The sequence below is a fragment of the Granulicella aggregans genome, assembly GCF_014203275.1.
In the GTDB taxonomy this organism is placed as follows: Bacteria; Acidobacteriota; Terriglobia; order Terriglobales; family Acidobacteriaceae; genus Edaphobacter.
In genome coordinates this window covers 273,094-293,549 of record NZ_JACHIP010000002.1, presented here as the reverse complement: position 1 = coordinate 293,549, position 20,456 = coordinate 273,094, and the positions used below count along the sequence as shown (strand labels likewise).

General features: G+C 61.8%; 15 protein-coding genes. 10 read left to right on the top strand and 5 right to left on the bottom strand.

Annotated elements, in window-relative coordinates; genetic code table 11:
• Nucleotides 1–78 precede the first annotated feature (78 nt).
• From pyk to mutL, 3 genes are all read left to right on the top strand, one after another.
• Complete coding sequence (pyk, locus tag HDF16_RS06685; protein ID WP_184214772.1) at nt 79–1,689, top strand: pyruvate kinase; 1,611 nt, start codon at nt 79–81, stop codon at nt 1,687–1,689.
• Between the two features lie 453 nt (nt 1,690–2,142).
• Complete coding sequence (locus HDF16_RS06680) at nt 2,143–2,919, top strand: EAL domain-containing protein (RefSeq protein WP_184214770.1); 777 nt, start codon at nt 2,143–2,145, stop codon at nt 2,917–2,919.
• 276 nt (nt 2,920–3,195) lie between these two features.
• Complete coding sequence (gene mutL, locus HDF16_RS06675) at nt 3,196–5,181, top strand: DNA mismatch repair endonuclease MutL (RefSeq protein ID WP_184214768.1); 1,986 nt, start codon at nt 3,196–3,198, stop codon at nt 5,179–5,181.
• A gap of 14 nt (nt 5,182–5,195) precedes the next feature.
• On the opposite strand, the gene HDF16_RS06670 is transcribed toward mutL, so the two are convergent.
• Complete coding sequence (locus HDF16_RS06670; RefSeq protein ID WP_184214767.1) at nt 5,196–7,841, bottom strand: ABC transporter permease; 2,646 nt, start codon at nt 7,839–7,841, stop codon at nt 5,196–5,198.
• A gap of 185 nt (nt 7,842–8,026) precedes the next feature.
• On the opposite strand from HDF16_RS06670, the gene HDF16_RS06665 reads away from it, so the two are divergent.
• The 3 genes from HDF16_RS06665 (at nt 8,027) to HDF16_RS06655 (ending at nt 11,418) form a co-directional block, all read left to right on the top strand.
• A complete protein-coding gene (locus tag HDF16_RS06665) occupies nt 8,027–10,006 on the top strand; it encodes an alpha-L-arabinofuranosidase C-terminal domain-containing protein (RefSeq protein WP_184214765.1) in 1,980 nt (659 codons plus the stop codon).
• A 163-nt stretch (nt 10,007–10,169) separates the two neighbouring features.
• Nucleotides 10,170–10,751: a TetR/AcrR family transcriptional regulator gene (locus tag HDF16_RS06660; protein WP_184214763.1), complete on the top strand. Its 582-nt coding sequence runs from the start codon at nt 10,170–10,172 to the stop codon at nt 10,749–10,751.
• Between the two features lie 70 nt (nt 10,752–10,821).
• Nucleotides 10,822–11,418, top strand: a complete 597-nt coding sequence (locus tag HDF16_RS06655; RefSeq protein ID WP_184214761.1) for a hypothetical protein — start codon at nt 10,822–10,824, stop codon at nt 11,416–11,418.
• An 83-nt stretch (nt 11,419–11,501) separates the two neighbouring features.
• Here the strand turns inward: HDF16_RS06655 and HDF16_RS06650 are convergent, their stop codons facing one another.
• A complete protein-coding gene (locus HDF16_RS06650; protein ID WP_184214759.1) occupies nt 11,502–12,560 on the bottom strand; it encodes a 3-deoxy-7-phosphoheptulonate synthase in 1,059 nt (352 codons plus the stop codon).
• Between the two features lie 91 nt (nt 12,561–12,651).
• Here HDF16_RS06650 and HDF16_RS06645 point away from each other — a divergent pair, with 91 nt between their 5' ends.
• Entirely contained in the window at nt 12,652–13,548 is an 897-nt protein-coding gene (locus tag HDF16_RS06645; protein ID WP_184214757.1) for a Dyp-type peroxidase, read from the top strand.
• Nucleotides 13,549–13,678: 130 nt separating this feature from the next.
• On the opposite strand, the gene HDF16_RS30185 is transcribed toward HDF16_RS06645, so the two are convergent.
• Both HDF16_RS30185 and HDF16_RS06640 read right to left on the bottom strand, forming a co-directional pair.
• Nucleotides 13,679–13,846: a hypothetical protein gene (locus HDF16_RS30185; RefSeq protein ID WP_221312577.1), complete on the bottom strand. Its 168-nt coding sequence runs from the start codon at nt 13,844–13,846 to the stop codon at nt 13,679–13,681.
• A 6-nt stretch (nt 13,847–13,852) separates the two neighbouring features.
• Complete coding sequence (locus tag HDF16_RS06640; protein WP_221312576.1) at nt 13,853–15,028, bottom strand: M24 family metallopeptidase; 1,176 nt, start codon at nt 15,026–15,028, stop codon at nt 13,853–13,855.
• A 547-nt stretch (nt 15,029–15,575) separates the two neighbouring features.
• Between HDF16_RS06640 and HDF16_RS06635 the strand changes: the two genes are divergently transcribed.
• The 3 genes from HDF16_RS06635 (at nt 15,576) to HDF16_RS06625 (ending at nt 19,204) form a co-directional block, all read left to right on the top strand.
• On the top strand, nt 15,576–17,780 hold the full coding sequence (locus HDF16_RS06635; protein ID WP_184214755.1) for a hypothetical protein: 2,205 nt from the start codon (nt 15,576–15,578) through the stop codon (nt 17,778–17,780).
• A gap of 150 nt (nt 17,781–17,930) precedes the next feature.
• Complete coding sequence (gene cmk / locus HDF16_RS06630) at nt 17,931–18,668, top strand: (d)CMP kinase (RefSeq protein ID WP_184214753.1); 738 nt, start codon at nt 17,931–17,933, stop codon at nt 18,666–18,668.
• 335 nt (nt 18,669–19,003) lie between these two features.
• Nucleotides 19,004–19,204 (top strand): cold-shock protein, encoded by a 201-nt coding sequence (locus HDF16_RS06625; RefSeq protein ID WP_013581125.1) that lies wholly within the window; start codon nt 19,004–19,006, stop codon nt 19,202–19,204.
• Nucleotides 19,205–19,578: 374 nt separating this feature from the next.
• Here HDF16_RS06625 and HDF16_RS06620 read toward each other — a convergent pair whose 3' ends face one another.
• Entirely contained in the window at nt 19,579–20,436 is an 858-nt protein-coding gene (locus tag HDF16_RS06620) for a hypothetical protein (RefSeq protein WP_221312574.1), read from the bottom strand.
• Nucleotides 20,437–20,456: the final 20 nt, after the last annotated feature.

Below are 20,456 nucleotides of genomic sequence, written 5' to 3'. Positions count from 1 at the left end.
AAATCCAGATTCGCAACCACCCGCAGACCTCGTAACACTGTCTGCATCAGGGTAAGAAAGTACACGGCACTGGCCCCCATGAAATCAGGCAAATCGAAGTCCGACGCATCTAAGTCCGCCACCAAGCTCAAGAAGAAGTCCGAAAGCAAGCCCGCGAAGAAGAGCCTTGCGCCCTTTGAAATCGCGGAGATCGCGTCTATCCCCGCCGCTCCGCTCGAGCGCGGCCGCCGCGCCAAGATCGTCGCCACTCTTGGCCCCGCCTCCAGCTCCGAGGAGGTCTTCCGCGACCTCGTCCGCGCCGGCCTAGACGTCGCCCGCCTCAACTTCTCCCACGGCTCCCACGCCCAGAAGTCCGAGCTCATCAAGATGGTACGCAAGGTCAGCCGCGAAGAGGGCAAGCCCATCTGCATCCTCGCCGACCTCCAGGGCCCCAAGATCCGCACCGGCAAGCTCGTTGACCACAAGCCCGTCCTGCTCGTCGCTGGCGAACGCCTCACCATCACCCCGCGCGAGATCGAAGGCACCAAGGAACTCGTAGGCACCACCTTCACCACCCTCGCCGAAAATCTCGAGCCGGGTTCTCGTATTTTGTTGTCCGACGGCCTCATCGAACTCCGCGTCGACTTCGTCAAGGGCGTCGATGTCACCTGCGAGATCGTCAACGGCGGCATGCTCGGCGAAAACAAGGGCATCAACCTCCCCGGCATCGCCGTCAACGTTCCATCCCTCACCGAAAAAGACGAAGAAGACCTCATCTTCGCCATCGGCGAAGGTGTCGACACCATCGCCGTCTCCTTCGTTCGCACCGCCGATGACGTCCTCCACGTCAAGAAGCGCCTCGACGCCCTCAAGAGCGACGCCTGGATTATCGCCAAGCTCGAAAAGCCCCAGGCCATCGAGCACCTCGACTCCATCCTCGAAGTCGCCGACTGCATCATGGTCGCCCGCGGCGACCTCGGCGTAGAAGTCCCGCCCGAAAAAGTCCCGGCTATCCAGAAGCACATCATCCGCCGCGCCGCCGAGTACCGCCGCCCCGTCATCACCGCCACCCAGATGCTTGAGTCGATGATCGACAACCCGCGCCCCACCCGCGCCGAGGTCTCGGACGTAGCCAACGCCATCTACGACGGCTCCGACGCCGTCATGCTCTCGGCAGAATCGGCTGCCGGAAAATATCCCGTCGCCTCCGTCGCCATGATGGCCAAGATCGTCGTCGAAACAGAGCATCAGATGCGCACCGAGCCTCAGCACCAGCTTCCGCGCATCAAGCCCACCGGCCTCTCCGTCGCCGAGACCATCTGCGAGTGTATGGCTCACGCCGCCGAAGACCTCGACGTCGGTGCCATCGCCATCTTCACAGAGACCGGTGCCACCGCCCGCCTCCTCTCGAAGTACCGCCCCGACCCTCCGATCTACGCTCTCTCCCCCCACGAAGAGGTCATCAACCGCTCCATGCTTCTCTGGGGAACCTACCCCATCAAGTGCGACCGCTTCCGCGACACCGACAAGCTCATCCACATGGCGGAATCCATCCTGCTCGGACCGGGCTACGTTCATGAACGCCAGATCGTAGGCATCGTAGCCGGAACCCGCACCCGCTCCGGCGCAACCAACTTCATGCGCCTCCACATGATCGGCGACCGTGAAGCCGACATCCTCGAAAAGAAGCCCAAAAAGAAAAAGAAGTAACTCACCTCACCTCTTGCGTCTGCGCCCCTTTTATTTGTCATCCTTCGTCGCAGGCGGAGGATCCGCTTCTGTTTTCTGCGGGTCCCTGTACATCGAATCGGGTGCCCCATCCATCGCAGCCTCATCGCGATGGGTGGGAACGCTCGCCCCGCTTTGAAAACGCCGACCGAACCAGAGCAGCGCCGGTTGGAAAAATACCGTCATCTCGACCGAAGCCGCAGCATCATCGCGGCGCAGTGGAGAGACCCCCGCATCTCCGTCCTCCCCGCCACGAATCACGCCACCGCTATCGCAAAGCCTCCCCCACATCCACGTTGGTTGTATAGGAACCGCACCTCCCCTTCGATACTCTGACCCAGGCATCGGAAGCAACCGATACCGGCAGTACTCCATGTTCGTTCTTGGAGACGATCGCCTGCGCCGTCGCACGACGACAGCATCCCGAGGAGTCCCATGGAAGTTCTGCAGCAACGTCAGACGTCCGCCTGCAACGCCTGCAAAGACGGCCACAGCGAGCCCTTCCCCTTCACCATGGCCTTCCAGCCCATCGTGAACGTCGAGACCGGCCGCGTCTACGCCTACGAGGCACTCGCCCGCGGCCCCGAACAGCAGTCCGCTGGCTTCGTCCTAAACCAGGTTAACGACGAAAACCTCTATGCCTTCGATCAGGCCTGCCGCGTCAAGGCCATCACCCTCGCCGCGCAGCTCGGCCTCGCCGAAACCGGCGCGATGCTCTCGATTAACTTCCTCCCCGGAGCCGTCTACAGCCCGGCCGCCTGCATCCAGTTGACCCTCAAAACCGCCCGCGCTGTCGGCTTCCCTCTCGACCGCCTCATCTTCGAAATCGTCGAAGTGGAAAAGGTAGCCAGCTCGCAGCACCTCATGGACATCATCAACGAATACCGCAGATGCGGCTTCCGCCTCGCCCTCGATGACTTCGGAGCCGGCTGGGCCGGCCTCGGTCTCCTCGCCGATGTTCAGGCCGACGCCGTGAAGCTCGACATCGACCTCATCCGCGGTATCCACAAGCGCCCCCGCGCCCTCGCCATCGTTGAGTCCATGGCCTTACTCTCCGAGTCGCTCCACTTCAACGTCGTCGCCGAAGGCGTCGAGACCTTCGACGAGTACCACGCTCTCCGCGACTGCGGCATCAAGCTCATGCAGGGCTACCTCTTCGCCCGCCCCGGCTTCGAGAGCCTCCCCGCCGTCACCCTCCCCGAACACCGCTAACCAACTCACTGCCGGGTGCCCCATCTTCGCGACAGTTTTATCGTCGCTAAGGTGGGCCTTCGTGCCCGTCGTGAATCGCTCTCCTTCCACAAGCCGAGTCACGTCACCCGCAAAAAGGCGTCATCTCGACCTAAGCCGTGCAGCTCTATCGCACGGCGAAGTGGAGAGCCCCCGCATTGGCTTTTCCTCTCCCAGCCAAAGCTCTTATTCCCATTTCCGTCCACCGTCACACCCTCGGCTCTCCTCCCCTATCCCTTCTCCCTCTACAATCAAAAGATGGGCCGCATCCGAGTACTCTCCGACCAGGTGGCCAATCAGATCGCCGCCGGCGAGGTTGTCGAACGCCCCGCCTCCGTCGTCAAGGAGCTCCTCGAAAACTCCCTCGACGCCGACGCTTCCCGCATCCGCATCGACGTCGAAGGCGGCGGCCGTAAGCTCATCCGCATCACCGACAACGGCTGCGGCATGGTCAAGGACGACGCCCTCCTCGCCTTCGAGCGCCACGCCACCTCCAAGCTCCGCACCTCCGACGACCTCCTCTCCATCACCACCCTCGGCTTCCGCGGCGAGGCCCTCCCCTCCATCGCCTCCGTCTCCCGCCTCAAGCTTGAGACCCGCGCCACCGGCGTCGCCACCGGCACCATGGTCGAGATCGCCGGCGGCTCCATCATCCACTTCGAAGACGCCGGCGTCCCTCCCGGCACCGTCATCGAGGTCCGCGACCTCTTCTTCAATACCCCCGCCCGCCGCAAATTCCTCCGCTCCGAGCAGACCGAGCTCGCCCAGATCGCGGCCATGGTCACCCACTACGCTCTAGCCAACCCGACAAAACACTTCGAGCTGCACTCCGCCTCGCACGCCCTGCTCACAGCGCCCGGTGCCCGAAACACCGCCGAACGCCTCTTCCAGATCTTTGGCGCCGACACCGCCGCCCTCATGATCCCCGTCGCCGCCGAGATGGACTTCGCCCACGCCGGCCTACCTGAGCTACCACCCTGGAAGCGGCCACTCGACTACGAAGCCCCGGCTCCCGGTCACCTCCGCGTCACCGGCTTCATCTCGAAGCCCGAACTGCAAAAACTGAACCGCAACTCCATCTACCTCTTCGTCAACCACCGCCTCATCCGCGACCGCCTCGTCCTCCACGCCTTCACCGAGGCCTACCGCAACATCATCCCGCCCACCTCCTTCCCGGTCGTCCTGCTCTTCTTGGACATGCCGCCCGAAGAGGTCGACGTCAACGTCCACCCCGCTAAGACCGAAGTCCGCTTCCGCCAGCCCACCTTCGTCCACGACTTCATCCGCGACACCGTCCGCGCCGCGCTCACCTCTGCCCGCCCCGCCGCCAGCTTCGCCGCCGCGCTTACGTCCTCGCCGCACGCTGCGTCTTCCCTCACGCTCGACGTAAGCCCGCTCCCCAACGGCCCTGAATCGCCAGTCTTCCAGCCCCGCGAGGCCTACACTTTCGGCACAACTCTCGACGATCCCACCCGCAACGGCCAGCCCGGCTCGGACCCCAACTTCCCGTCCGCCGAAGACACCGCACCCTTCAGCCTCGCCCCGCCTCTGGTCCCCGAATCCCCCGGCCGCTTCGATTTCTCGGGCTCGATCCCCGTAGGCTACGACGACAACCCATCCCCAGCCATCTCCCATTCCGACGCCGAACCTCAAACCCTCAACGCCTTGGCCACCCTAAAACCCCTCGGCCAGCTCCGCGACTCTTTCATCCTAGCCGTCAACGAGGAGGGCCTCTGGATTGTCGACCAGCACGTAGCCCATGAGCGCGTCCTCTTCGAAAAGATCCTCCGCGACCGCGAGGTCGAAGCCGTTCAGCGCCAGCGCCTCCTCATGCCCCTGCTCATCGACCTTCTCCCCGCCCAGATGGTCGCCTTTGCCACCATCGCCGAGGAGCTCGACCGCAACGGCTTTGAAGCCGAACCCTTCGGCCCCCGCACCCTCGCCATCAAGGCCGCTCCCGTTGGCCTGGAGGGCAGGGAACTGGAACGCATGTTGGAAGAGGTCCTTGCCGTTCCCGAGCGCGAGCAGCAAACCGAAAACTCCGACACCCGCCGCCGCCGCATCGCCGCCTCGATCGCCTGCCACGCCGCCATCAAGGTCAACATGCCCTTAGAGCCCGCCAAGATCGACTGGCTCTTACAAGAACTAGCCAAGACGGAGCACCCCACCAGCTGCCCCCACGGCCGCCCCATAGCCCTCAAATACACTCACAAAGACATCCAAAAAGCCTTCCAGAGGATTTAGTTGTCGTGAAGAGGCTAATCGTGACGCAGGGCAACCGCAGGATCGACCCTCGTCGCGGATCGCGCCGGCAATAGAGTCGCCGCAAGCGATACTGTTCCCAGAAAGATCGCAACTCCGGCAAACGTCGCTGGATCATGCGGCCCCACGCTGAAGAGCAAGCTCTTGAGCGTACTCGAAACCGCCAGCGCAACGATCAGTCCAAGCACCCCACCAAGCGAGATCAACCGCACGCCATCCCACAAAATCAACCGCAGGATATTTGCTCGCGTTGCTCCAAGCGCCATCCGAACGCCGACCTCCTGCGTTCGTTGCATCACCATAAACGCTGTCACACCGTAGATGCCGATAACTGCCATGACAAGCCCGGTGAAGGCGAAGAAACCAAGCAAAGCGCTCTCGAAACGCGGCCGGTCGGCGAGCTTGTTCACCTGTTGATCGAGCGTGCCGACATCGATAGGAACGGTGGGATCGATCTGCGCTATCTGGGTGCGCACCCACGGCATGCTCGTCTTCGCGGGCAGAGAGGTCTCTGCGATCAGCGTCGCGCCCCACCCGTCCCAGTCTTCAGCCTTGTTCCGACGAAGCCTGTAGAACTCAGGATTAGCCGGACTGGCAAGTCCAGCGTTCTTCACATCCGCCGCAATACCTACAATCGTGTACCAGTGGCCCTCTGGAATCGGCTGCACACGCTGACCAATCGGGTCGTTGTTGCCGAACATCCGAGATGCAAGCAGGCTGCTCAGGATCATCACCTGCTGGCTCGAGGTTCGGTCAGCTTCGGTGAATGTCCGCCCACGCAAGATGGATATATCAAGCCCTTGAAAATAAGCCGGCGTGACCCAGCGCCAGGTCACCATACCACCCGTTCCTGCGGTAGAGGGCGGCTGCCCCGCGACTTTGATATTGCTGTAGATCTGTTCATGGTGCATTCCCCCGGGTGGGAGGGTATCGGTTAGCCCCACGCGCGAGACCCCGGGCAATGCGCGCAACGCAGCCTCCGCCCGCAGAAAGAACTCCATCTGCTTCTGTGGAGTTGCGTAGCGATACTGCGGCAAGTCAATCGCCGCCGTAAGAACGCCGCCTGTCTGCATCCCTAAGTTCTGTAGCTGCAGATTACGAAAGCTGCGCAGCAACAGGGCCGCGCTCGACAGCAGAACGATACTGACAGCGATCTGCCCCATTACGAGGGCACGCCGCAAGAAAGCCTGTGACCGCGAGCCTGCAGATCGAGCCGACAAGCTTGAGGCCCGAGGCCTTTGCATTGCAGGCACCAAACCAAACAGGACACCGCATATCAACGAAAGCCCGCCGCTGAACAACATGATGCGAAGGTCAAGGTGAGCTTTGTCGAGGAAGAGAATCCCAGCAGGCGCGAGGTACACGAAGACCCGCAGCAGCAGCACAGCCAGCACCCAACTCGCCGCTGCCCCAGCAAGCGTGATCATCAACACTTCCGTCAACGTCTGACGAACCAGCCTGCCCCGGCTCGCACCCAGCGCCGATCGCACTGCCAGCTCACGTTCACGCGCTGCTCCGCGAGTAAGGAACAAGCTGGCCACGTTGGAACATGCAATCAGGAGCAAAGCCAGCACCGCGCCCAACAGAACAAACGCAATCTCGCGTACATCGTGCATCTGGCGGTCCCGAAGCGATCGCACCACGAAGTGGACCTCTTTGCGAAATGGAGCCGGCGCAAGGCTCAGCGAGTATTCGAAGACAGGCTGAAGCTCAGCCGTCGCCCGCTCGATACTCATCCCCGGCTTCAGCCGCGCAAACGCGTACAGGACAGCCCCCGGGCTATCTTTCCGTTGCGCCGCTTCGTCAAGCGCCAACGGCAGCACCACATCGGCGTCGAGCAGGTCGGGCATCTCAAAATCCTTCGGAAGCACCCCCACAACCCGAACATCCTTGCCATCGATCTTGATCAGACGATTCAAAACACTGGCATCAAGGTTGTAATGCGTCCTCCACAGCGCGTACGAGATCAACGCCACCTTCGGCCCGTTCGGACGATCTTCTTCCGGAAGAAAGTTACGCCCCAGCACAGTCGAGACGCCAAGAGTAGGCAGCAAGCCCGCTTCCGCCTTGGCACATGTCAGCCGCGCGGGATTGTTCTCCGTCAGATCGCAAGCATCGGAGATCCCTTCAGCCGCGAACGACTCAAACGGCTTCTGATTGTCGCGCCAGTCGTAGTACGAACCGCCGAGCATGAACTCCTGCGGATTGATCGGAGCTGTCAGTCCAACCGAAACCAGGCGGTCGGCGTTGCCATAAGGCAGGCTCCGAAACAGGATCCGGTCCACCACGCTGAAGACGGCCGTCGTCGAACCAATGCCGAGCGCCAGCGTAACAATGGCCGTAACGGTAAAGATGGGGCTTCGGCGAAACCCGCGCAGCGCATAGCGAACATCCTGCCCGATGTTCTCCATCCACAGACTGGGCCGCTGCTCATAGCACTGCTCGCGAGTTCGCTCGACCCCGCCAAACTCGATCAGTGCCTGCCTGCGCGCCTCTCCAGGCGTCAAGCCGTCTGAAATCTTCTGCTGTATAGACTGCTCAAGGTGAAACGCAAGCTCATCATCAAGGTCGCCGTGACTTTTGCGAGAGATCACGAAGCGCAGGCGGCTAAGAAACTCTTGAACTTTGGCGACGGCGCTCATGACAAAGCCTCCGAATCTGAAGCAGATCGATGCAGGAAGGGAAGTGTGTCCCCTCGACATTCGACAAGTAGTTTCTAAGCCCGCTCTTGTCGAATGTCAAGGGGTGCCGGTAGAAAGAGCTTCCAATGCCAGACTTCGGTAAACGTTAACCCGACAGCCCCATCTTTCGATATCATCGCTGCCATATGTTCAAACCAATCACCGCCGTCTCTCTTCTGCTCCTATCCGTCTCCACCGCTCTCTTCGCGGCGGAGCCCCCAAAGACAGCGGTGATCTCCGTCGACGCCACCCACCCCGGCGCCTCCATCTCCCCCTCCATGTTTGGCATCTTCTTCGAAGACATCAACTTCGGCGCCGACGGCGGCCTCTATCCCGAGCTCGTCAAAAACCGCTCCTTCGAGTTCTCCGAAGCCCTCACCGGCTGGCACGAGGTCCTCTCCTACGAACTGCCTAAGGGCATCGACCCGCCCAAGGGCGAACTCGACATCCGCACCGACTCGCCCCTCAACGCCACCAACCCACACTATCTCCGCGCCCACGCCACCGCCCCCGGATACGCCTTCTACAACGTCGGCTATCGAGGCATGGGCGTGACCAGCGGCGCTGGCTACAGGTTCTCGGCGTACATCCGAAGCAAAGGCCCGAAATCCCTTCGCGCCACTCTCACCGACCCCTCCGGCAAGGTCATCGGCACCGGCAAGCTCGAAGGCTTCATGGGCTCCGGCTGGACGCGCTACGAGACCGTCATCACCCCCACCGCCACCGTGCCCGACGCCCGCCTCACCCTCTACGTCGACGACATCGGCGACCTCGACATGGACATGGTCTCGCTCTTCCCGGTCGACACCTGGAAGAACAGGCCCAACGGCCTGCGCAAAGACCTCGTCCAGCTCCTCTACGATATGCACCCCGGCTTCGTCCGCTTTCCCGGCGGCTGCATCGTGGAAGGCCGCCAGCTCATCACCCGTTATCGCTGGAAGACCACCGTCGGCGACATCTCCGAGCGCAAGACCATCATCAATCGCTGGAACGACGAGTTCGACTACCGCCCCGCCCCGGACTACTTCCAGTCCTTCGGCCTCGGCTTCTACGAATACTTCCAGCTAGCCGAAGACCTCGGCGCAAAGCCCCTGCCCATCCTCAACTGCGGTATGGCCTGCCAGTTCAACTCCAGCGAGACCGCCGCGCTCGGCCAACTCGACGAATACGTCCAGGACGCCCTCGACCTCATCGACTTCGCCAACGGCCCCGTCACTTCGCCCTGGGGCAAGCTCCGCGCCCAGATGGGCCACCCCGCACCCTTCCACCTCGAGATGCTCGGCGTCGGCAACGAGCAGTGGGGCCCACGCTACGTCGAGCGCTACAAGATCTTCGCCGCCGCCCTCAAGTCTAAGCACCCCGAGATCAAGCTCGTCGTCGCCGCCGGCCCAGCACCTTCCGGTGAACCCTTCGAGAGCATGTGGAAGACCTGGCGAGAGCAGCACGCCGACCTCGTCGACGAGCACTACTACATGAGCCCCGACTGGTTCCTCACCAACACTCAACGCTACGACCACTACGACCGCAACGGCCCCAAGGTCTTCGCCGGCGAGTACGCCGCCCAAAGCGCCGGCCAGGCCAACCAGGACAATCACAACAACTGGCAGACAGCCATCGCCGAAGCCGCCTTCATGACCGGCCTCGAACGCAACGGCGACGTCGTCCGCATGGCCTCTTACGCGCCGCTGCTGGCGAACAAAAACGCCTGGCAATGGAAGCCCGACGCCATCTGGTTCGACAACCTCCACGCCTACGGAACGCCCGACTACTACGTCCAGAAGGTCTTCGCCAACAACACCGGCACGCGCGTCGTGCCCATCACCCCACTAGCATCCGACGGCCTCTTTACCAGCGCCGTCCTCGACGAACGCACCCACGAGTTGATCGTGAAGGCCATCAACAATACGGCCTCCGAAAGACCTGCGGAGATTCGCCTGCAGGGAATCGCGCCGTCGGGCAATGCCACCGTCACCACCCTCGCAAGCCCCGATCTAAAGCTCGAAAATACCTTCGAGCAACCGACTGCCCTAGCCCCTGAATCGTCCACACTCGACGTGAAGTCATCAACCGTAGAGGTGCATCTGCGCCCCTACTCTCTCACCGTCTACCGCATTGCCGTTCGATAAAACACCCGGAATTCTGGGTGCCCCACCCATGGCTAGCCTTTGGCCATGGGTGGGATCGTATGACGCCCGAAACTCCACCTTGGAATAGATCCTGCCTATCGCCGCCCGTCCCCCACCAAAACATTCTTTGCATCGTTATCTACTAGTAGGTAGTCTCATTACCATGCAAGGCGAAACCGCAGACCGCATCCTCCAAACCGCCAAGTCCCTGATCTCCGATCGCGGCTACTCCGCCTTCAGCTACGCCGATATCTCGGAAGCCGTCCACATCAGCAAGGCCAGCATCCATCATCACTTTCCCACGAAGGCGATCCTGGTCGTCTCAGTCCTCAAGGCCCATCGAGACGGGTTGGTGCAGGCCACACAATCGTTGACCCAGCAAGTCAAAGATCCTCTCTCGCGCCTCGAGGCCTACGTCAACCACTGGGAAGGCTGCATTCGCAACAATAACGAACCCTTCTGCATCGCCGCATTGCTCGCAGCCGAACTCCCAAGCCTTCCCGAAGAAGTCCGCCACGAAGTCCAACAACACTTCCTGGAGCTAAGCGGATGGATTCGCAGCACCCTCGAGGAGGGCGTCAGCAAAAAAAAGTTGAAGCTCCAGGGCACTCCTGAAGACGAGGCACAGACCTTCATGGCCTTAGTCCACGGCGCAATGTTATCTGCCCGAGCCCTCGGAAGCTGCGAGGTATTTCAAGCCGTCACCAACACCGCCCTGCAACGTATCTCCACGCGCAAATCCTAGCCCCTCAAGCGAAAGAGTTTTCGCTTACCCATTCAATCTACCAACTAGAAGATAGCTTCAAGGAGTTAACATGTCGACCACGGCCTCAAACGAACAGCTACAGACCCTTTCCTTACGCAACCTCTACTTCACCCGCACCGTAGTCCAGTTACTCTGGGCTGGCACCGTCCTCGCGGTAGCCGTCAGCAACCCCGCCCTGGCCGCCGGTCTTCTGATCCTCTATCCGCTCTGGGACGTCGCCTGCACCCTCTACGACCTGAGATCTTCCACTCGCACCATCGCCGGGCCGCCGACTGCCCAATACGTCAATCTGGCCCTGGGAGTTCTAGCCGCATTAGGAATCGCCCTGACGGTCTTCAAATCTCCGCAACAGGCAGTCGTAACCTTCGGAGCCTGGGCCGCCGCCGCCGGCCTCGCGCAACTCGCAGTCGGCATCTCTCGCAGGAAACAGCTAGGCGGTCAGTGGGCAATGATCCTGAGCGGCCTGCAATCCACCGCCGCAGGCGCGGCCTTCATCCTCGGCGGCCTCCACGACAAGACCCACATCAAAGATCTCGGCGGCTACGCAATCTTTGGCGGAGTCTACTTCCTCATCGCCGGCTTCTTCCTACACCGCAAGCTATCAAACGCCTCTCAAACTGGCGCAGCCGTGCCTACCGAACGCTAAGCGGGTGCCCCACATCTCGATTCTGAGATGTGGGACGTAGGCAGTCCACGACGCGATCAGTTCCCTCCGTGCGAAGTACGAGTTTACTCCCCGCGCCGAGCTCTGACCGCCCCCGCCAACTCCTTCAACAACTCCCCCGTCTCCGCCCAGTCGATACAAGCATCCGTAATGCTCTGCCCATAAACCAGCGACTTCCCATCCCCTAGCGCCTGGGCTCCCGCCACCAGGTTGCTCTCGATCATCACGCCCATAATCCGCTTGTCGCCACCCGCAATCTGCCCCGCGACATCCCTGCAAACCGGACCCTGCCTGCGATAGTCCTTCCCGCTGTTCGCATGGCTCGCGTCGATCATGATCCGAGGCTTCACCCCTGCCTTCACCATCTGTACGGCTGTAGCCTCAACGGATGTGGCATCGAAGTTCGTCGTCTGCCGTCCGCCCCGCAGAATCACATGGCAATCCGGATTCCCCGAGGTCAGCAGGATCGAAGCCTGGCCCGTCTCCGAAGTCCCCAGGAACGTATGCGGATGCTCCGCCGACAGGATCGCTTCCACCGCGATCTGCGTATTCCCCGAAGTCCCATTCTTGAAACCCACCGGGCACGATAGCCCGGAAGCAAGCTGCCGATGCACCTGGCTCTCCGTCGTCCTCGCCCCAATCGCTCCCCAGCTCACCAGGTCCGCCACATACTGCGGCGAGATCATATCCAGGTACTCGGTCCCCGCCGGCACGCCCATCTCCGCCAGATCCAGCAGCAGCCGCCGCGCAATCCTCAACCCATCGCTGATCCGGAACGATTCATCGAAGTAAGGGTCGTTGATCAGCCCCTTCCATCCCAGCGTCGTCCGCGGCTTCTCAAAGTAAACGCGCATCACGATCAGCAGTTCGCTCGAGAGCTCCGCAATCGCGCCCTTCAACAAGCCCGCATACTCCCGCGCCGCCGCCACATCGTGAATAGAGCAAGGCCCCACCACCACCACCAGCCGGTCATCCTCGCCATTCAGCACATCGACGATCTGCCGCCGCGCCTCGAACACTGTCAGAGAAGCATTCTCCGTAAGTGGCATCTCCTCCTCAAGAAAAATGGGCGGAAGAACAATGCGGCTCGACTTGATCCTGAGATTATTTGTTTGGTATGCCATGGTCGCTCATCAGGATACTAGGTATCGGTCGCCCCCGGTCGCCTCGCTCCTGATTCATCGACCTTCCCCACACCAGCCCTATAATCTCCGAATGTTCACACCTCAGGCTGGAATCTTCGCCCTCGGAACCTCCGCTCACGCATACCTTGAGTTCGACATCCTGGACGCCGCCCGCCGCAAAGAATTCGCCTCCACCATCTCCTCCATCCGCGAGCCCCGCACCACCACCGGTGGCGTCAACTTCGTCATCGGCTTCCGCCCCGAGCTCTGGCGCGCCCTCGCCCCTAACGACATCCCTGCCGGCGTCGAAGGCTTCAACCAGCCCGTCCGCGGCGTAGAAGACTTCGTGATGCCCGCCACCCAGCACGACGCCCTCGTATGGCTCTCCGGCAGCGCCTACGACGTCCTCTTCGACATGGCCCGCTCCGTCGTCCACGACATGCAAGGCCTCGCATCACTCGCCGATGAGACCTCCAGCTGGCCCTACCGCCACGACCGCGACCTCACCGGCTTCATCGATGGCTCCGAGAACCCAACCCTCCTCGACGCCCCCGAAGAAGCTCTCGTCCCCGAAGCAACTCCCGGAGCAGCCGGCTCCGTCCTGCTCCTGCAGAAGTGGAAGCACAAGACCACCCAGTGGGAAGCCCTGCCCGTCGATCAGCAGGAGCAAATCATGGGCCGCAACAAGCCCGACAGCATCGAACTCGAGAACAAACCCGAAGACTCCCACGTCGCCCGCACCGACCAGGACGAGTTCGGCCACATCTTTCGCCGCAACATGCCCTACGGCAACGTCGAAGACCACGGCACCGTCTTCGTCGGCTTCAGCGCCGAACAGCAGCGCCTCTCGAAGATGCTCGACAGCATGGCCGGCCTGGTCAACGGCACCCGCGACGCCCTAACGCGCTACACCCAACCACTCACCGGCTCCTACTACTTCGTCCCATCCGTAGAAAGCCTCCGCAGCTTCAGACAGGAAGAGCTATAAACCCGGGTGCCCCATCCATGGCTCGCCTTTGGCCATGGGTGGGACATTCGTGCGAAGCACGAACCGCTCCCGCCAATCTCCGGGTGCCCCACATCTCGCGTCTGAGATGTGGGACGTACGACTCAACCCGTTAAGGCCTCACCAGATAAAACTCCGTCTGCCGCGGCAAAAACGTCTTAAACCCATCATCCGTCAGATAAGCATCGTCCTCTTCCATCACATACACCTTCTGCCCAGCCCACTCCGGCACCGCCGTGGCCGAGTTCAACTCAATCGAGATATACGATCCCTTCCGCATCTGCTTCTACTCGCTCGCCGTGGCCTGAGCAGCCCTGTAATCCAGTCCCGCCCCCAGCCCATGCCCCTGGTCGCCGATCGGATGCGAATACACCTTCACCTCAATGTTGGCCGCCTTCATATCCGCCATGATGTCGTTGTACACATCGCCCGCAAACCGCCCCGGCCGCGACCGCGTCATCAAAGACTTCTGCAGCGCATTCGTATGTGCCAGCGCCACCTTCAAGCCCGCAGGAACGTCCTTCTCCCCCGGCAGCAAGACATAAGCCTCCTTCTGCCAGTCCGTGTTCAATCCCATGCACGTAATCCCGAAGTCCAGATGCAGCACATCTCCCGGCAGAATCACGGTCGACTCCGGCTCCACCCCCAGGAAACCCCGCGAAGTCTTCGGCACGCGCCCCTTCCGCTGCAGCCGAATATCCGGCTGAAACCACGTCGTGACATCGTGATATCCCATCTGGTCATAAAGCCACCGCCGCACGTCCCCAACAGTCGTCTTACCCGGCGTTATCACCTCATTCGAAAACGCCCGTTTCGTCAGCTGGTCCGTCAACTCCACCAGCGTCTTATACGTCTCAAACTCCTCCGGAATCCGCGTATCCGAATACTCCTCGATCAAATCCGCCGCCGGCACAAAGTGTCCCTCCGCATCCGCCCCCAGCGTCTTCGCCAGGAACAAATAGCTGTCATGCGTCAGCGACCTCTGCACCCCACGCTTCGCCCCAATCGACAGCCCGACATGCGCCGGCTTGTACTGCTCATACAACGCCGGCAGCACCTTATCCGCAGGCTTCGGATCATCCTCGGCCTCAAAGAACCGTTTCAGGTTGTCCTCCGCATATCCGGTCACCGCGATCTTCCGCAGCCCAGTCCCGGTGTCGATGAACACAAACATATCGCGGTTCCCCGTATAAGGCCGAGGCGGAGCGATGTACTCGGTCAGCGGATCGTTATGAAACTCCTCGTTCACCACAATCCACATCTCGATGTGGTGCCGCCGCATCATCTCGAGGATCATCCCCTGCCGCTTCTCGAGCCACCCCTCACGAATAGCAATCTGCTCCGACCACGAAGGCAGCTTCACCACCGGCCAATCCTTGCCGGATTTGGCCGGCATCTCGGCCGAAGCCACAGAAAGGACACCCAAAAGAGCGAGAAACGTGAAAACTGAAGAGGCGCGCATGATCGCCAGTGTAACTGTGGCGGCGCAAACCGGGCACCCCGGGTATCCCTCACTTCGGTAGTGCCTCAGTTTGAAATGACAAGAAATACGCCAACTAACCCACTACTTCCGGTAGACACCTGTGCCCTTTTGGTACACGCCTATACCTAGGATGTGCTCCAGCAACGGCAACAAGACCAATACTGAACCTAGATATAGGCAGGCGATAACCGCCAGCCACATAAAAATGCGCTTAATCATGCTGGCCATGCTTTCAGTCTTTGGGCGCATAGGGCAACAGAAAAGGCAACGCGAAGGCCGCCCATTGCTTCGGGTCCCCATCCATGCAGCTCCATCGCATGGGTGGGTCATTCGTGCAAAGCACGAACTGCTCCTCCCCGCCCGCACCCCCGCCAATACTGCGCTATCCTTGTAAAGGCACATCTGAAACATCCAGCGCATATAGCGCGTCATCTTGAAAATTGAAATTATCCTTTGCATCTGCCGGATCGCGGCAGCAAACGGATCGCTGGTGCGACGACCATCCGCACAGCAGGAAGGCACTACCTTGAGTTCCCCCGTTATCCCCTCTTTCGAACAGCTCGCCTCAGCCCGCCTCGCGCAGTGGCACCAGAACGGCGAAGCTCTTCTCACCTTTGAAAACCTCCGCAGTTGGATGAACGTCGCCGGCCTCGTCCTCTTCACCCCGCGCCCCGCGCAGCTTCCCGCGCCAGCGCCGTCCTTGGTCGAAGCCGTCCTCGGTGCTCCCTCACCCGAGCCCACGCTAGCCGACACCGAACAGGCCCGCACCCTCCTCGCACGCCTCATCTCCGAAGGCATCGCCGTCCCGCTCAACCTGCTCGGCACCCCAGGAGAAACGCCGGACTTCGTCGTCTCCGCCCCCGTCTTCTCCTACATCTTCACCCTCCGCGGCGACAAAGCCTGGAAGCAGGCCCCGGCCACCAGTGGCGCGGTCAAAGTCTCCCCGCTCGCCGCTGCGACGCATGAAATTCTGACCAAGCGCCCCGCGCTCTCCGCCTACGACCTCACAACCCAGCTAGGCAAGGAAGTCACCGAGTCCGCCGTCCTTCGTTCCCTCAACGAACTATGGGCCCACCTCCGCGTCATCCCCGTCCCCCAGCCCGACGGCCAGGCCACCCTCTGGGAGCTCACCAGCGCGCGGTTCACAAAACACATTAAAGCGGGCGCAAATGCCGGCCAGCCCTCCGCCCTCTCCGCGCTCATCTCTCTCTACCTCGGCTCCGCGATGCTAGCGTCGGAAGAAGAGATCGAAACCTTTCTCTCTCCGCTCGCCGCCCGCTCGCGCATCCGCGACGTCGTCCACGCCCTCATGGGTGCCCGCGAGATCGAAACTCTCGCGCTCGACGGTCGCACCGTCCTCCACGTCTCCGGCTCCCTCCCCGCATTCGCCGCCCCCGAGGACCTCGAGATTGACGTCCACGCCAAGCCGCTCGGAGAGATCGAAGTGGAAGGCGCAACCCCGAACCTGCAAGAGACCGATGCTCCACGCATCAAGAAGTTCGTCGCCAAGCCCCGCAAGCTAGGCACCGGCTTCCCCAGCGACTACGGCCGCAAGTTCAGCGGAGCTCCGCTCGGCGAAAATGACCGGCCCGCCCGCGCTCCTCGCAGCCCGAAGCCAGACGGCGAACGCCGCCCCTTCGCCCGCTCCGCCAAGCCTTTCGGCAGCAAACCAGCCTTCAACAAGCCATGGGACGAAGACAAGGCAGCCCGCCCCCGCGCTCCTCGCGCCGACGGCGACTCCGCCGCTCCCGCAGCCGACGGCACCTTCACCCCCCGCCCCCGCCGCACCTCAAGCGACCGGCCCGCCTTCGGCTCCAAGCCCGCGTTCGGCCGGAAGCCAGCCTTCGGCACCCGCGCCGGTTCCAGCGACCGTCCTCGCCCAAGCTTCGGCGACAAGCCCCGCTTCACCCCTCGCACCGGCGACGACGCCCGCCCGCCACGCCGCGAGTTCACCCCGCGCCCCGAAGGCGCGGAAGGCGACTCCCGCCCCCCGCGCAAGACCTTCTCCAAGCCCGGAACCTTCGGACGCAAGCGCGAAGGCGGCTTCGAGTCTCGTCCTCCGCGCCGCGACTTCAACGCCGGCCCATCCGATCGCCCGTCGCGTCCAGCCCGCACATTTGATAGCGGAGACCGCCCCGCCCGTCCGTCACGCTCATTCGATAGCGGCGATCGCCCATCGCGTCCCGCACGTTCCTTCGACGGATCCGACCGCCCTGCACGTCCCTCCGCACCCCGCACTCCCGGCTCCTTCAGCGCCCGTCCGCGCTCAGCATCCGGAACCGGCTTCGGCAGCAAGCCCAGCTTCTCCCGTCCTCGCGATAATGACCGCGACAGTTCCGCAGGCTCCGGCGACCGCCCAGCCCGCCCAACTTACCGCAAGTTCGACGCCCCACGCGACCGCCCGAGCGGCCCCCGCAGCACCGGCGACCGCCCAGCACGTCCCTTCAGCAAGCCCCGCGAAGAAGGCGGCTCCGACCGTCCCGCGCGCAGCTCCAGCTTCTCCGGCGAAAAGAAGCCCTACACCAAATCCACCAGCACCTTCGGAGCCAAGAAACCCGGCAGCTTCGGCCCCAAAAAACCGGGCAGCTTTTCCGCAAAACCCCCCGGGACCTTCGCCAAGTTTGCCGACGGCAACAATCCCTTCCGCAAGCCCGGCAAACCCGGCGGCAAGGCCAAGTCCTTCAAAGGCAAAGCCACCGAAAAGCCCCGTCGTCCCCGCTCCGGCGAGTAATCGCATCGCCAGGGCCGTGGCCTGAGAGCTCTCCTGCTCGAAGCCACGGTCCTCGCCGTTGCTGATACACTCCGTTTTGCTTAAGGGCATGGCTTCAGCCGTGTCGCAAGCCTTCATCGGAAGCGCGGCTTTAGCCGCTGAGGTACGTTTTTGACCGCAAACTCCTTCGCCCCAGCAGAAAAAGTTGAACTCAAACCGCGTCAGCGCCCCGTCATCGCCATCGACGGCCCCGCCGGCGCCGGCAAAAGCACCCTCGCCGCCCACCTGGCCCGCACCTTCGGTTTCCTCAACCTCGAGACCGGAGCCATGTACCGCGCCCTCGCCCTCAAAGCCATCGAAAACGACTTCGGCTTCGACGAAGAAGAGCCTCTCCTCGAACTCGCTGCCAAGACTCGCATCAAGCTCGAACCCCAGCTCGAAGGCAACATCGTCCTTCTCGACGGCACCAATGTCTCCCGCCGCATCCGCGACAAAGACGTCACCTCCGGAGCCTCGCAGATCTCCGTCCACCCCCGCCTCCGCGCCTGGATGGTCGCCGAACAGCGCATCCTCGGCCAGGCCGGCGGAGTCGTCATGGAAGGCCGCGACATCGGCACCGCCGTCTTCCCGGACGCGGAAGTAAAAATCTTTCTCGATGCCGACCCCGAAGTCCGCGGCAACCGCCGCTACCAACAGCTTCCAGGCACGCCCGAGGCCCCAAAGGTCACCGAGTCAGCCCTCATCGCCGAGATGCGCGAACGCGATCAGCGCGATCGCACCCGCACCGAATCGCCCCTTAAGCCCGCACCGGACGCTGTCATTCTCGACTCGACCAACCTCACCCTCGACCAGGTCCTCGTAGAAGCCGAGAAGATCGTCCGCAGCCACCTCCCCGCCGCACCGCAATAGCTCCCCGAAGAAATAACGCCGGGTGCTCCACATCTCGCCTCTGAGATTTGGGCTGGGGCGCCATCGCCTCGATGGCTCACCCGCATCACCAGTCACCCACCCCGGTGTCTTTCGTAACGTGCGCGTTTCTCCTGTAAATGCACAAAATTGACCCTTAATTGCACCTAAAACTGTGCAACGAAACGGGTTGCAAAAATATTTCCACACTTTTCTTGCAAGTGATGCTAACCTTCAGTCATCGTTTGAAACAGATTGGTTTTCTGCAACTGCTGTATGTGTACGAACCCCGATTTGGATCTTGCGGCAAATTCATCAGCAATAAGGAAATAACGAACATGGAACAGGGAACAGTGAAGTGGTTTAACGACGCCAAGGGGTTTGGCTTCATCAGCCGTCAGAACGGCGAGGATGTATTCGTACACTACTCGGCGATCAATTCGAACGGTTTCAAGAGCCTTCAAGAGGGCCAGGCAGTGCAGTTCAACGTGGTCAAGGGACCCAAGGGTTGGCAGGCGTCTGACGTTCAGCCTCTCTAGTCTTTTGCCAAAGCTGTAATTCCGGTTTCGAGGGAACTCGCAAGATCCCGATCGAAGCGCTCTGAATTATCGCTAGCGGCTGCATCTTGCTTCAAAAGTTTTGCGGGAGGGATGGCTTAGGCTATCCCTCTTCGCCGTTAAGCCCCTCCTGCCCTGTCTTCTCCCAAACCTTGTCATCCTTCGACGAAGTCGGAGGATCTGCTTTTGCCGGTTGCCCCATCCATCGCGCGGGTGCCCCATATCTCGCTTTTGAGATGTGGGACGTAAGACGTTCGCGTCGCTACCAACCACAAATCACCCCGTCACCACCCCACCCCCCGGGTGCCCCATCCAGCGCGCCTTTGCGATGGGTGGGACGTAAAATACCCGGAGACTCACTCCTTCACCACCCCAACCCCCACAATCGTCGAACTCGTCTTGAACTTCCGGTAGTCCGAATAAGACGCCGTTAGACTCCCATTGAACTTGAAGAACAGCAGCGCCCGCGCCTCTCCCTTCCCCTCGATCCGCGCCGGCAGCCAGACCTCGCCATTCACCTTCGTCATCTGCACGTTAAAGTTCGTCCCTTCGCGTATGCTCGCCATCAATCCGCCACCCACCTTGAACGAACTCACAAACCGCCCCTCAATCCGCGCGATCGCCTTATCCTGCTCGTCTACCCAGACCGTCCCAGCCATGTCCCGAATCACGCCCTCGAACCGGTTCTTCGTCTTCGCCTTCGGATCGCCGGTGTAGTCGACCGCAATCGTATCTCGCCCCGCCATCTGCACCCGCCGAGCGTTCGTGAAGCTCCCCAGCTCCAGCAGCCGAGACACCGTCACCTCGTCATTCCCGCGGGGATCGGTCTCTTTTCCTTTAGCGTCTTCCTTGGCCCTGCGCTCGCTAGCCTTCGCAGCCTCTTTATCGATCCGTTCAGACTCCTTCTTCGCCTCGTCTTCCGTCAGCGGACGACCATCCTTCTTCACCAGTCGCTCGACCGGAACTCCTTTGATCCAGAAGTCGTCATACTCCTTCACCTCGGTCTTCTTCGGGGAACCCTTCCCATCCACCTCCACCTCGGTCACCACGGCATGAAAGATATAGTCTTTCCGCGCCTCTTCCGCAGCCCGCTGCTTCGCCTCCACCTCATGCATCAGCGCCGGAACATCCGGCAGCGGTCGCTCCGGCTTACCTGTCTCCTGGGCGCCAGCCGTCACCGTCCCCGCCAGCACCAGCCATCCTGCCCACCTCAACGCCGCACCCATCATCCTTC

Excerpts from the sequence above, each read along its gene's own strand:
- HDF16_RS30185 (WP_221312577.1), bottom strand. The coding sequence starts at position 13,846 with ATGCGGAAGGGATCGTATATCTCGATTGAGTTGAACTCGGCCACGGCG.
- pyk (WP_184214772.1), top strand. The coding sequence starts at position 79 with ATGAAATCAGGCAAATCGAAGTCCGACGCATCTAAGTCCGCCACCAAG.
- HDF16_RS06665 (WP_184214765.1), top strand. The coding sequence starts at position 8,027 with ATGTTCAAACCAATCACCGCCGTCTCTCTTCTGCTCCTATCCGTCTCC.
- mutL (WP_184214768.1), top strand. The coding sequence starts at position 3,196 with ATGGGCCGCATCCGAGTACTCTCCGACCAGGTGGCCAATCAGATCGCC.
- HDF16_RS06680 (WP_184214770.1), top strand. The coding sequence starts at position 2,143 with ATGGAAGTTCTGCAGCAACGTCAGACGTCCGCCTGCAACGCCTGCAAA.
- HDF16_RS06655 (WP_184214761.1), top strand. The coding sequence starts at position 10,822 with ATGTCGACCACGGCCTCAAACGAACAGCTACAGACCCTTTCCTTACGC.
- HDF16_RS06650 (WP_184214759.1), bottom strand. The coding sequence starts at position 12,560 with ATGGCATACCAAACAAATAATCTCAGGATCAAGTCGAGCCGCATTGTT.
- HDF16_RS06625 (WP_013581125.1), top strand. The coding sequence starts at position 19,004 with ATGGAACAGGGAACAGTGAAGTGGTTTAACGACGCCAAGGGGTTTGGC.
- HDF16_RS06670 (WP_184214767.1), bottom strand. The coding sequence starts at position 7,841 with ATGAGCGCCGTCGCCAAAGTTCAAGAGTTTCTTAGCCGCCTGCGCTTC.
- HDF16_RS06660 (WP_184214763.1), top strand. The coding sequence starts at position 10,170 with ATGCAAGGCGAAACCGCAGACCGCATCCTCCAAACCGCCAAGTCCCTG.
- HDF16_RS06645 (WP_184214757.1), top strand. The coding sequence starts at position 12,652 with ATGTTCACACCTCAGGCTGGAATCTTCGCCCTCGGAACCTCCGCTCAC.
- HDF16_RS06640 (WP_221312576.1), bottom strand. The coding sequence starts at position 15,028 with ATGCGCGCCTCTTCAGTTTTCACGTTTCTCGCTCTTTTGGGTGTCCTT.